This is a genomic window from Sphingomonas sp. Leaf412 (assembly GCF_001425405.1).
Classification (GTDB): Bacteria; Pseudomonadota; Alphaproteobacteria; order Sphingomonadales; family Sphingomonadaceae; genus Sphingomonas.
The window spans coordinates 1,157,033-1,169,143 of the sequence record NZ_LMQP01000003.1 but is presented as its reverse complement, the minus strand read 5'-3'; the positions used below and the strand labels follow the sequence as shown (position 1 = coordinate 1,169,143).

General features: G+C 68.9%; 13 protein-coding genes and 1 tRNA gene. 4 read left to right on the top strand and 10 right to left on the bottom strand.

Annotated features, from left to right (window positions below):
* Together ASG29_RS12780 and pyrF are read left to right on the top strand one after the other, a co-directional pair.
* Positions 1 to 354 carry a hypothetical protein gene (locus tag ASG29_RS12780; protein ID WP_235532905.1) on the top strand — a complete coding sequence of 118 codons (354 nt, stop codon included), beginning with the start codon at positions 1 to 3 and terminating at the stop codon, positions 352 to 354.
* A complete protein-coding gene (pyrF, locus tag ASG29_RS12775) occupies positions 354 to 1,028 on the top strand; it encodes an orotidine-5'-phosphate decarboxylase (protein ID WP_055984507.1) in 675 nt (224 codons plus the stop codon). Before ASG29_RS12780 ends, pyrF begins: the two co-directional genes overlap by 1 nt.
* 85 nt (positions 1,029 to 1,113) lie before the next feature.
* Here the strand turns inward: pyrF and ASG29_RS12770 are convergent, their stop codons facing one another.
* The 4 genes from ASG29_RS12770 to ASG29_RS12755 form a co-directional block, all read right to left on the bottom strand.
* Positions 1,114 to 1,764: a PEPxxWA-CTERM sorting domain-containing protein gene (locus tag ASG29_RS12770; RefSeq protein WP_055984505.1), complete on the bottom strand. Its 651-nt coding sequence runs from the start codon at positions 1,762 to 1,764 to the stop codon at positions 1,114 to 1,116.
* Between the two features lie 135 nt (positions 1,765 to 1,899).
* A tRNA-Thr gene (locus tag ASG29_RS12765) sits at positions 1,900 to 1,975 on the bottom strand.
* Between the two features lie 22 nt (positions 1,976 to 1,997).
* Positions 1,998 to 2,867 carry a hypothetical protein gene (locus ASG29_RS12760; protein WP_055985609.1) on the bottom strand — a complete coding sequence of 290 codons (870 nt, stop codon included), beginning with the start codon at positions 2,865 to 2,867 and terminating at the stop codon, positions 1,998 to 2,000.
* Positions 2,868 to 2,915: 48 nt separating this feature from the next.
* Positions 2,916 to 4,226: a replication-associated recombination protein A gene (locus tag ASG29_RS12755; protein ID WP_055984502.1), complete on the bottom strand. Its 1,311-nt coding sequence runs from the start codon at positions 4,224 to 4,226 to the stop codon at positions 2,916 to 2,918.
* Between the two features lie 171 nt (positions 4,227 to 4,397).
* Between ASG29_RS12755 and ASG29_RS12750 the strand changes: the two genes are divergently transcribed.
* A complete protein-coding gene (locus ASG29_RS12750; RefSeq protein ID WP_200932458.1) occupies positions 4,398 to 4,973 on the top strand; it encodes a PadR family transcriptional regulator in 576 nt (191 codons plus the stop codon).
* Positions 4,970 to 5,272 carry a DUF2218 domain-containing protein gene (locus tag ASG29_RS12745; protein ID WP_055984499.1) on the top strand — a complete coding sequence of 101 codons (303 nt, stop codon included), beginning with the start codon at positions 4,970 to 4,972 and terminating at the stop codon, positions 5,270 to 5,272. The genes ASG29_RS12750 and ASG29_RS12745 overlap by 4 nt, the downstream gene beginning before the upstream one ends.
* On the opposite strand, the gene ASG29_RS12740 is transcribed toward ASG29_RS12745, so the two are convergent.
* From ASG29_RS12740 to ASG29_RS12715, 6 genes are all read right to left on the bottom strand, one after another.
* Positions 5,239 to 6,396, bottom strand: coding sequence for a glycosyltransferase family 4 protein (locus tag ASG29_RS12740; RefSeq protein WP_055985606.1), 1,158 nt, complete (start codon positions 6,394 to 6,396; stop codon positions 5,239 to 5,241). The two genes, ASG29_RS12745 and ASG29_RS12740, sit on opposite strands and share 34 nt — an antisense overlap.
* 213 nt (positions 6,397 to 6,609) lie before the next feature.
* The gene (locus ASG29_RS12735; RefSeq protein WP_055984494.1) at positions 6,610 to 8,397 is read right to left on the bottom strand and encodes a cation:proton antiporter; all 1,788 of its coding nucleotides are present in this window, start codon (positions 8,395 to 8,397) and stop codon (positions 6,610 to 6,612) included.
* 36 nt (positions 8,398 to 8,433) lie between these two features.
* Complete coding sequence (locus tag ASG29_RS12730; RefSeq protein ID WP_055984491.1) at positions 8,434 to 9,471, bottom strand: hypothetical protein; 1,038 nt, start codon at positions 9,469 to 9,471, stop codon at positions 8,434 to 8,436.
* On the bottom strand, positions 9,468 to 9,761 hold the full coding sequence (locus ASG29_RS12725; RefSeq protein ID WP_055984488.1) for a PadR family transcriptional regulator: 294 nt from the start codon (positions 9,759 to 9,761) through the stop codon (positions 9,468 to 9,470). The genes ASG29_RS12730 and ASG29_RS12725 overlap by 4 nt, the downstream gene beginning before the upstream one ends.
* A gap of 440 nt (positions 9,762 to 10,201) precedes the next feature.
* Positions 10,202 to 10,687, bottom strand: coding sequence for a TIGR02594 family protein (locus ASG29_RS12720; RefSeq protein ID WP_200932456.1), 486 nt, complete (start codon positions 10,685 to 10,687; stop codon positions 10,202 to 10,204).
* Positions 10,688 to 10,889: 202 nt separating this feature from the next.
* A complete protein-coding gene (locus ASG29_RS12715; protein ID WP_055984485.1) occupies positions 10,890 to 12,110 on the bottom strand; it encodes an NADP-dependent isocitrate dehydrogenase in 1,221 nt (406 codons plus the stop codon).
* Position 12,111 lies beyond the last annotated feature (1 nt).

Sequence of the window (12,111 nt, the reverse complement as noted above, 5' to 3'; positions counted from 1 at the left end):
ATGCAGTTCCTCAAGATCCTGTTCTGGTGCCTGCTGGTGTTCGTCGCCGCGGTTTTCACGTTCGGCAACTGGACCACGGTGTCGATCCAGCTGTTCGGCGGGCTGGTGGCGGAGGTGAACCTGCCGCTGCTGCTGGTCGCCACCTTCCTGCTCGGCTTCCTTCCGACGTTGATCTACCAGCATCTCGTCCGCTGGCGGCTGCGGCAGCGGCTGTCGATCGCGGAGCGTGCGCTGGAAACGGAACGCACGATCAACGCTTCGCGCGCGACCGATCCGATGCCGATCGAGGAGGACGAGCCGGCCCCGCCCGCGCCGGTCGCGGTGCCCAGCGCCGTGCCGCCGGGAGTCGCCTGATGTCGAACCGCATCTTCGTCGCCCTCGATACGCCCGATCTGGATCGTGCGCGAACTCTCGCGACCAGGGTCCGCCATCATGTCGGCGGCGTGAAGCTGGGACTGGAATTCTTCGCCGCCAACGGCCCCGCCGGGATCCGGGCGATGGAGGAACTGGGCCTGCCCGTGTTCCTGGACCTGAAACTCCACGACATTCCCAATACCGTGGCGAAGGCGGTCCAGGCGCTGGCGCCGCTGGCGCCCGCGATCCTGACGGTCCATGCCAGCGGCGGCCGCGCGATGCTGGAGGATGCGAAGGCCGCGGCGCATCCCGATACGAAAGTCGTGGCGGTGACCATGCTGACCAGCCTGGACGAGGCGGACCTGGCCGCGACGGGCGTGACGGGTAGCGCGCACGACCATGTCCTGCGGCTCGCCGATCTTGCCCGCGAATCGGGACTGGACGGGATCGTGTGTTCCGGTGCGGAGGTGAAGGCCGCGCACGGCATCTGGCCGAAGGGCTATTTCGTCGTTCCCGGTGTGCGCCCCGCGGACGGCGCCGCGGGCGATCAGAAACGCGTGGTTACCCCGCGGCAGGCGCTGGACGACGGCGCCTCGATCCTGGTGGTCGGTCGCCCGATCACCCGGGCCGACGATCCGGATGCCGCCGCGCGGGCCATCGCCGCCACGCTCTGACACCGACCGGGCCGGGCCATCGCCCACGCCGTGACAGGAAGACGCCGCCGACCTTTCGATCGGCGGCGCTCCGTCGTCGATCCGATCAGGCCGCGGCGATCCGCGTCGCGACCGCACTGCGCCGACGCATCGCCCCACCGACGGCGCCCATGCCCAGGATCATCAGCGCCCACGTCGTCGGCTCCGGCACGCCGCCTGCCAGGGCGTAGGTGATCGAGCCGTTGAAGTTGCGCGGCGAGAAGGTCGCGGCGAACGGATACGCCTTGCCGTAACCGGTCAGGATCGACAGCGCCCCGTCGCTCGCCACGACATCGCCGACCGCGGTGCCGTTCGTATATTCCAAGTCGGTGGGGCCCGTGGTGGTGATGTACAGGCCGATCGTCGATCCGGCGGCCACGCCGAAATCGCTGATGTCTAGGCCGGTCAGATTGCCCGCCCCGGCGCCGATGACGTTCGACAGCGTGTTGCGCAGGGTCCACGCCGACGCGTTCGAGGTGTTGGCCCCGATGCCACCGTCGATCGTGTAGAATTCGAACGTGTACGTCCCACTCTGGACGTTGATGCCGAGCGATTGCAGCGTCAGCGCCGCGCTGCCCACGGTCACGTCGAACATGATACCGCTCTGGCCGTTACCGCCGGCGAGCGGCGTCGTGAGCGTGGCGGCCGACGCGCCGGTGGCACCGGCAGCGGAAAACAGCAGCGTCGCGGCGGCGATCGCCAGCTTGTTCGTGAACATGTCATGACCCCCAAAGCGCCGGTAGAGGTACCGGCCGGACGATCCTTTCCGCGAGATGAACGGCGGTCGCAACGGCGCGTCTGTCCATTTTCGAACGAAACGTGCCATAACGGGCAATCGCGACCATGTCGGGCGTGGTGCCGGTTGCAGGAATCGAACCCGCGACCTTCGGTTTACAAAACCGCTGCTCTACCAGCTGAGCTAAACCGGCCATCCGCGCGCGCTCCCATGCGTCAACCGACGCCGAAGGTCCAGCCTTCGGTCGCGGCCACTTCCCGGGTCATGCCCGCCGGTCGCCACGATCGCGGATCGTGGGCGACGGTGCGCAACCATGCCGCCGTCAGCAGGGCGTCGCACTGATGGTCGCTGACGGGGTCGGCCAGGTCCGAAGGCGGGCTGCCGATCGCGATCAGCGCGGTATCGAGGTCGGCGGCGGTCCGCATCTTCGCCCGGCCCTTGCGTCGTCCCGCGGCGATCGCGGCCAGCGCAGTGTAGATTTCCACCACCACCGGTCCCGCCGCGGGCACCGGGTCGAAGGGCCAGATCGCGACGGTGCGCGGCAAGCGGTGCAGCACGCGCATCCCGGTCAGGCTGGACTTGCCGACCTGCGCCGCGCCGACGAGGTTGAGGTTGGAACAGGGGTTCAGTCCCGCTGCCGCCTGCGCGTGTTCGGTCGCGCGCAATCGTCCGCGCCCGGGCTGGAACAGGTCCCCGACGCGTCCGCCGTGCCGCCGGAAATGGCGGGACGCCTGTTCGTGCGCGACGAAGCTGCCCGCCGAAAGATCCGCGTCGTCCGCGCACAGGCGATCGACCAGCGCCCACAACGCACGCGCGTCCGGCGGACTTTCGGTCCAGCCGGGAAAATAGGCGGCGCGATCGACGAACGGCAGGGCGATCCCCAGGTCCAGTCCGACCAGCGTATCGACCGGCAGTCCGTCGTTCAGCCAGTCGAGGACCTCGGCGCGCGACCACACATGCCCCGGCCGCACCAGCGCCGGCGCGCCATCGGTGCCGCAAATCGCCACCGCAATGCCGCGTTGTCGCTGCCCCACCGCGCCCGACCAGTCGACGGCGGCGAAATGACGGAGCCGGTCTGCGGCGATCACCGACGATCCCGCGCGCCCCGCGCACTACCGTCGTCGCGTCCGCGATCAGCGGCCACGCCGCTCGTCCCAATAGGCCAGCCGCTCGGCCAAGCGCTTCTCGAACCCGCGCTCCGTCGGTTCGTAATAGACCTGCGGCGGCAGTTCGTCGGGCCAGTAGTTCGCGCCCGAAAAGCCGCCCTCCGCATCGTGATCGTATTCGTAGCCTGCGCCATAGCCGATCTGCTTCATCAGCTTCGTCGGCGCGTTCAGGATGTTGGCGGGGGGCATCAGCGAACCAGTCTCCTTCGCCGATCGCCACGCCTTCTTCTGCGCCATGTAGGTCGCGTTCGATTTGGGCGCGGTGGCGAGGTACAGGCACGCCTGCACGATCGCCAGTTCCCCCTCCGGCGAGCCGAGGAAGTCGTAGGTATCCTTCGCCGCGATGCACTGGACCAGCGCCTGCGGATCGGCCAGCCCGATATCCTCCACCGCGGCGCGCGTCAGGCGGCGGAGCAGGTACAGCGGTTCCTCCCCCGCGGTGAGCATCCGGGCGAGATAATAGAGAGCGGCCTGCGGATCGGACCCTCGGATCGATTTGTGGAGCGCGCTGATGAGGTTGTAATGCCCCTCCCGATCCTTGTCGTACACCGCGACGCGGCGTTGCAGGAAGGACGACAGTTCCGCGGGCTCCAGCGGCGCGGCGATGTCGACCGAGAACAACGTCTCCACCTGGTTCAGCAGGAACCGCCCGTCGCCGTCCGCACTCGCGACCAGCGCATCGCGCGCGGGCGGGGTGAGGGGCAGGGGACGCGCCTCCACCGCCTCCGCTCGTGCGATCAACTGCTCCAGCGCATCGCGGTCCAGCCGCTGGAGGATCAGCACCTGCGCCCGGCTCAACAGCGCGGCGTTCAGCTCGAACGACGGATTCTCCGTCGTCGCGCCGACCAGCGTGACCGTGCCGTCCTCGACATACGGCAGGAAGCCGTCCTGCTGCGCGCGGTTGAAGCGGTGGATCTCGTCCACGAACAGCAACGTCCGCTTGCCGGTCTTCGCATGGTCGCGCGCCTCCGCGAACGCCTTCTTCAGGTCCGCGACGCCGGAGAACACCGCGGAGATCGCGGTGAAGCGCAGATCGACCGCATCCGCCAGCAGCCGCGCGATCGTCGTCTTGCCCGTCCCCGGCGGTCCCCACAGTATCATCGACGACAGCCGCCCCGCCGCGACCATCCGGCCGATGGTGCCATCCGGCCCGGTCAGATGCTCCTGCCCCACGACCTCGGTCAGCGTTGCGGGCCGCAGACGATCGGCGAGCGGCGCATCCTCGGCGGGTGCGGCGGGGGAGGGCGCGGGTTCGATGCCCGCGAACAGGTCGGCCATTTCCGGGAGATAGGGTGGGCGGATGCGATCGTCACCCCGCGCATCCTTTGTGTTCCCGCGAAGGCGGGAACCCAGTCTGGGCCTCCGCCTTCGCGGAGGCACAAATTGCGGCCTTGCAAACGAATGCCGACGATATATCTTAGGTGCATCACGATGCGAAAAGAGAATCGCATGTTTCATCACCACCACAACCGCTGCGCCACGCGCGGCAGCCGCTCCTGGGGCCCGTCCAACGTCGAATGGAGCTTCGACCGACCGCAGGGTTCGCGCGGCGGGGGGCGCGGGCGGCGGATGTTCGACGGCGGCGAACTGCGCCTCGTCCTGCTGAAGCTGATCGCGGACGAGCCGCGCCATGGCTACGAACTCATCAAGGCGGTCGAGGAGCTGACCGGCGGCGCCTATGCCCCCAGTCCCGGCACGGTCTATCCCACGCTGACGATGCTCGGCGAGATGGGGCTGACGACCGAACAGGCCACCGGCGACGCGCGCAAGCGGTTCGAGGTCACGCCCGAGGGCGCGATGCACCTGGAGGAGAATCGCGAGCAGGTGGAGGCGCTGATCGCGCGCCTGCGCTCGGTCGGCGAACGCCACGGCCGCGGCGACAAGGCGCCGATCCGCCGCGCGATGGGCAACCTCCGGGTCGCGCTGGGGCAGCGGTTGGAGAAGGGCGAGTTCAGCGACGATACGCTGCACGATATCGCCGCGCTGATCGACGAGGTCGCGCAGAAGATCGAGCGCCTGCCGTGAGCGTGTCCGTAGCCCGCGTGCCGACCGCATCGGCCAGCCGCTATCTCCAGCAGCTCGCCAAACATTGGTCGCACAAGATGGAGGTGACCTTCTCGCCGGAGGAAGGCACGATCGCCTTCCCCAACGGCGCGCATCTCGCGATGCGCGCCGATCGCGAGACGCTCGACCTGTCGCTGACTGTTCCCGACGACGGCGATCCCGCGCGGATGCGTCAGGTCGTGGCGGAGCATCTGGACCGCTTCGCGCATCGCGAAGGACCGCTGACCTACGACTGGCGCGACGCCAGCACCTCGCGATAGGCGGTCAGCACGGCGGCGTTGGCAGTGTCCCAGCGGAAGGACGCCGCCTTCGCATGCGCCGCCGCGCCCATGCGCGCGCGCAGGCCGGGGTCGGCGGCCAGCCGCGCGATCGCATCGGCATAGCCCGACACGTCGGTCGGCGACACCAGGAAGCCGGTGACCGCGTCCGTCAGCAGGTCGACCGCCCCCGTCGCGCGCGCCGCGACGACGGGGACACCCGCGGCCATCGCCTCCGACGTCACCTGACCCCAGGTTTCGGTGACGCTGGGATTGAACAGGACGTCCATGCTGGCGACCGCGCGGCCCAGGTCGTCGCCGCTCTGGAAGCCGGCGAAGGCGGCGTCGGGCGTCTGCTTCGCGAACCATTCCTGCGCCGGCCCCTTGCCGATCACCAGCACGCGATGCTTCACTCCCCGCGCGCGCAGCGTCTCGACCACCTCGGCGAAGATGCCCAGCCCCTTTTCCAGCACCAGCCGCCCGAGGAAGCCCACCGCGACCTCGTCATCCGCGATACCCAGCGACCGCCGCCATTCCGGACTGCGCACCTGGGGACGGAAGCGATCGTGATTCACCCCGCGGGGCCAGAGCGAGATCGGCGTCGCCACCCCCAGTTCCCGGATCGTCTCCGCCACCGATGCGGTCGGCACGACGACTCGGTCCGCACGGTCGTAGAAGCGGCGAAGGATGGCGCGGATCCCCGGCTGGATCAGCTTCAGGCCGTAATATTGGAAGTACGTCTCGAACCGCGTGTGCACGGCGGCCACGACCGGAACGCCGTTCGCGCGCGCCCAGGTGGTCGCCGCGTGGCCGGTGAATTCGGGCGACGACACATGCACCAGCGTCGGGGCGAAGCGTTCGAGGTCGCGCCGCGGCCGCGCCGGCAGCCCGCGCCCCAGCCGATACTCGCCCCTCCCGCCGGGGAAGGGGACCGAGGGTACGTCCACCACGTCGCCGCGCGATTCGAACGCCGGGATCGGCGCGGTCGGCGAATAGACGCGTACCGGAACTCCCGCGTCCAGCAGGGATCCGACGAGGCGATTCTGCGCCTGGTTCGCGCCGTCGCGGGTATAGTTGTAATTGCCGCTGAACAACGCGACGCGCAGATCGGGGTCGGTTCGGTTCATTTCCATCGCCCTGAAGCCTGGTGAGATCATGTACGTGCAACCACCGCTCGTCCTGCGGTAATGCCGGGCGCAGCCGACGACCCGTCCCGAGGGACCGGGGCCGGGCGTATCGTTCGACACGCCGGTTCGACTTCGCTCTACGGCTCCCCAGGATCAACGGAGCTGAACGATCCGACCTACAACGCGCGTCGGGCGCTTTTGCGACAGACCATGTCAGCCCGGCGACGCTTCGACCTCGTCCTTGCGCCGCAGCCGGCGGATCCGCGGCTCGCGGGCCATCATCGCCTCCTCGCGGATTTCGTTGCGCAATTCCTCGCGCTTCTCGTGGATCGACGCGATCACCGGTCCCATCGCGACGCCCAGGTCGACCAGCACCGCTTCGGACAGTTGCAGCGAGCTTTCCAGCGTCTCGGGAACCGCGTCGGTCACGCCCGCGCGGTACAGTTCCGCCGCATGGCCCGGGTCGCGCGCGCGCGCGATGATAGCAAGGTCGGGAAAGGTCGACCGGATACGCTTGGCCAGCCGTACCGTCAGCACCGGATCGTCCATCGTCATGATGAGCGCGCGTGCCTTCGCAAGGTCCAGCCGTTCCAGCAGTTCCGCCCGCGCCACGTCGCCGAACACGATATGATAGCCCGCCGCGCGGGCCTCCGTCACCGCGTCGATGTCCGCCTCCACCGCCACATAGGGCTGGTCGTGCCGTGCCAGCATGTCCGCGACCATCCGCCCGACGCGGCCGAAGCCGAACACCACCGCGCGCGATCCGTCCTCATGATCCACCGCCCCCGCCGGCGACGTCTCCTGGCTTTCCAGCCGCCGCGACACGAACCGGCCCAGCTTCGCCAGCAACGGCGTGATGGTCAGCCCGATCGCGGTCACCGTCTGCCAGAAGGCGGCGGTGGAAGGGAGGATCAGCTGCGCCTGCGCCGCGGTCGCCAGCACGATCAGGGTGGTTTCCGACGGGCTGCCCATCAGCAGCCCGGTTTCCGCCGCGGTCCCCGCCCGCGTCTGCGCCACGCGCAGCAGCAGGTAGGTCACGATCGCCTTCACGCTGACCACGCCCACCACTGCGGCGAGCAGCGCGGGCCAGTTGGCGATGATCTGCCGCAGGTCCAGGCTCATGCCCACCGTTATCAGGAACACGCCGAGCGCGAGGCCCTTGAACGGCGCGGTCATCACCTCGACCTCGCTGTGATACTCCGTCTCCGCGATCAGCAGGCCCGCCAGCAGGGCGCCGACGATCGGCGACAGGCCCGCCGCGGTCGTCGCCACGCTGGCGACGATGACGACCAGCAGCGAGGCGGCGAGGAACAGCTCCGGGCTTTTCGTCCGCGCCGCCTGCGCGAACAGGCGCGGCAGGACCAGCCGTCCGCCGATATACATGCCGACGACGGTCAGCCCGCCGCGCAGGGCGGTACCCGCCAGGTCGACCCAGCCGTCGTCGGTGGCCGTCGGCGCCATGGCGCCCAGCGCGAAGATGATCGGCACCAGTGCCAGATCCTCGAACAGCAGCATCGCGAAAGCCCCGCGCCCGACCGGGCTGGTCGTGCCGACCAGCGGCAGCACCAGCGCGGTGGACGATAGCGCCACCGCCAGCCCCAGCCCCGCGGACCCGGCCCAGTCCTGCCCCATCCAGTGCAGCGCGATCGCGATGAGCGTGGCGGACCCGAACAATTCCGCCGCACCCGTCCCGAACACCAGGCTGCGCATCGTCCAAAGCCGACGGAAACTCAGCTCCAGCCCGATCGAGAACAGCAGGAGGACGATGCCGAATTCGGCAAAGGGCGCGATCGATTCCCCGTCCGATATGGTGATGTAATACAGCCACGGATACTGGCCGATCAGCGAGCCCAGCCCCGCCGGACCGACCAATGCGCCCACCAGGATGAAGCCGATGACCGGGCTGATCCGGAACCGCGCGAAGGCGGGGATGACGAGCCCCGCCGCGCCCAGGATCACCAGCGCGTCCGAAAAACCTGCATTGTCGAGACCGATCGCCATGCGCGGGACCTTAGGCGGTCGGCGGCGCTCCTGTCATCACGCGAGTCTGAACAGCCGCGTTTCCTCGCCCGCCGCCGTTGCCGTATCGATCGTCCGCGCGCGCGACGCCCGCCCGGCGGGCAGCCGCGCCGCCGCCAGGAGGTAGCCGAGAATCGCGCTGCCACCGAACCCGACCAGCGGCGTGGGATAGTCGCCCAGCGCGGCGGCGGCGACCACGCCCAGCCAGCATGCGCCGAACGCGGCGGTCGCCGGCGCGCGTGCGATGGCGAGCGGCGCGAGGAGGATGGCGGTACCCGCGAATACAGCGACCGCCGCGACGACGTTCATATGCAGGGCGGCGTACAGGACGCCATCGACCGACGGGACCGCGGGTACGGCGTCAGGACGGATCATCGCGACCGCCAGGCCGATCGCCGCCGCGGCGGGGGCGATCGCTCCGCTGCGTCGACCGCCCGCGAGCAGCGCAACCAGCAGGGCCCCCGCCATCGCGCGATCGGGCTGTACCGCCAGCGCCAGCGCGGCGAGGGCAAGACCGGCCGTCGTCGCCCGGTTGCGACCGGTGACGTGCAGCACGATCGCAAGGGGAAGCAGGATCAGGCTCGGCTGGACCGCGATCCCGGCGATGCGCACCCATCGCGTCGCGCCCTCGGCCGAGGAGCCCAGGAACGCCGTCGCCAGCAGGACGGCGCCCGTCGCGACGACGACCACGCCCGCCGGGATCGTCGTCCGCCACGTGAAGGCGAGCAGCGTCAGCGCCAGAACAAGCGCGACCGCATTGGTCACGGGCATGAACGGCGACGCACCGGCGGCGACGAGATGGACCAGCCCAAGCACCGATGCCACGACGCCGCATGCGACCGTCGCCGCGCGCGGCCGTTCCACCATCTTCATCCCTCGTCTCCCGATCCAGTCGATCCGCAGCATCGCCGCCGCGGCGATGCACCCCAGCGCAAATCGCCGCGTCCCCGCACCCTCGACCGCGGCGATCTCGCACGCCATCGCGTGGGCCCAATCGCGCCGATCGGCGGGGGACAGGCGCATGACGATGCGCGCGGCCAGCGACGCGACGCTCATGCCGTTACCGCCGCGACGGGCATGTGGGCGTCACGTGCCAGCGCCGCCGCCATCCGCCGTCCCGCGGCGGTCAGGCGATAGGCGTGCCGCGGCGGGCGCCCCGGTTCGGTCGGCGCCTGCCATTCCGCCTCCAGCACCCCCTGCGCCTCCAGCCGGATCAACATCGGATACAGCGTCCCGGATGCGGTGCCCGTCGCCTTGGCGATGTCATAACCATGCCGCCACGCCGCGGGCGTATCGGCCAGCATCGCCAGAACGCGACGCGTATGCGGGGAGGGGGAGCGAGCCATACGCTCGTTATCGATATAGGTAGACTTAGAGTCAAGCAGGCATCGCGTGGCGTGGTGGCTTCCGGGATATTAGCGCGCGACCGGTCGCCTGCGTCCGTCGAGACTGCGCTGTCCCTTGGCGTCTCCCGACGATGCAGGAAGGTCGCGGCGGCGTCCGAATCCGCGGCGGGCCTGGCGCATCCGTTCGGGGTCAGGCGCCGGACCGGACGCGCCGATCCGACGTTACCCTACCACTTGCGTTGCCATCCGGGCTTCGGCTCGGGATCAGGTGCGCGAGCTCGATGCCTCCGACCACCCGGCCGGGAAGGCGCATCGGCAAGCGACCGGTGCGCGATCTCAGCCCTCGCTTGCGCCCGGATCCTTGACCTTCGGCGGCTGCAACGCCTCGACCCGCCCGCCCTTTTCGTTCAGCAGATACACCGCCGCGGATCCGGGCCGCTTCATATACGGCGGCTGGCGGACCGCGACGAGGCGGTCCTTCGCCTTCCGCTCGAAACACACCCGGTCGGTCTGGTTTCCCCCAGCACGTGATAGCAGGAGGCGTCCTCCCCGACGTACAACGCCACATGCCCGCCCCTGCTGCCGTCGGCGGCGGTGCGGATGAAGGTCAGGACGTCGCCCAGTTCGGGCTGCCCGCCGTCCACGCCGAACTTTCCCCAGTTCAGCGCCCAATACGGCTTGACCGGCGGCGTCTTTCCCGCGCGTCGCGCCACGACCGCCATGAACAGGCCGCACCAGGGGATCGAGTCCGCGGTATAGCCGTCGCTGCCGCCCGGATCGACTTCCTTCGCCCAGTCCATGATGACGGGATTGTTCGTCGCACCGGAATGTTCGTAGGTGTCGATCAGCTTGCGCGCCTCGGCGATCATCCGCGGCAGCGTTCCCAGCTTGTCCAGCCACTTGTAGTTCTTCGTATCGATCGGCATCGCGTCCCCCCGTCCACGGTCCGTGTCCGTGCCTGGCCACGGTGGACGCATGATGGCGGGGCGGGGGACGAAGTCGAGCGCCGCCGCCCTCGATCGGATCCGGAACGGACGCGTTTCACGCCGCAGCGCGCGACCCGCGCGGGCCAAAAAAAAAGGCCCGGCGATCGCTCGCCGGGCCCGCTATCCGAACGATGGCGCAGGCTCAGGCCCAAGTCGCCATCTTCGTCTCCAGGTTCGCACGGACCGCTTCGAAGAACTGTTCCGTCGTCATCCACTTCTGGTCCGGCCCGATCAGGATCGCGAGATCCTTCGTCATGTCGCCGTTCTCGACCGTCTCGATGCAGACACGCTCGAGCGTCTCGGCGAAACGCGTCACGTCGGGCGTATCGTCGAACTTGCCACGATACTTCAGGCCGCCGGTCCAGGCGAAGATCGAGGCGATCGGGTTCGTCGACGTCGCCTTGCCCTGCTGGTGCTGGCGATAGTGGCGCGTGACGGTGCCGTGCGCCGCCTCCGCCTCGATCGTCTTGCCGTCCGGGGTCATCAGCACGCTGGTCATCAGGCCCAGCGAGCCGAAGCCCTGCGCGACCTGATCCGACTGCACGTCGCCGTCGTAATTCTTGCACGCCCACACGAACTCGCCGTTCCACTTCAGCGCGGACGCGACCATGTCGTCGATCAGGCGGTGTTCGTACACGATGCCAGCCGCCTTGAACTGGTCCTTGAATTCGGCCTCGAACACATCGGCGAAGATGTCCTTGAAGCGGCCGTCATACGCCTTCAGGATCGTGTTCTTCGTGCTGAGGTACAGCGGCCAGCCGCGCCCGAGCGCGTAGTTCATGCTGGCGCGCGCGAAATCGCGGATCGACGGGTCGAGGTTGTACATCCCCATCGCGACGCCGGATTCGGGGAAGTCGAACACTTCCTTCTCGATCACGGTACCGTCCTCGCCCTCGAACTTCATGGTCAGCTTGCCCTTGCCGGGCACCAGGAAGTCGGTCGCCTTGTACTGGTCGCCGAACGCGTGGCGGCCCACGACGATCGGGTGGGTCCAGCCGGGGATGAGCCGGGGCACGTTCTTGATAACGATCGGCTCGCGGAAGATCACGCCGCCCAGGATGTTGCGGATCGTGCCGTTGGGCGACTTCCACATCTGCTTCAGGCCGAATTCCTCGACCCGCTGCTCGTCCGGGGTGATCGTGGCGCATTTCACCGCGACGCCGTATTTCTGCGTCGCATGCGCGCTGTCGACCGTCACCTTGTCGTCGGTCGCGTCGCGATGCTCGACGCCAAGGTCGTAATAGTCCAGGTCGATGTCGAGATACGGCTTGATGAGGCGCTCGCGGATCCATTCCCAGATGATGCGCGTCATCTCGTCGCCGTCGATCTCCACGACGGGGGTCTTCACCTTGATCTTCGCCATG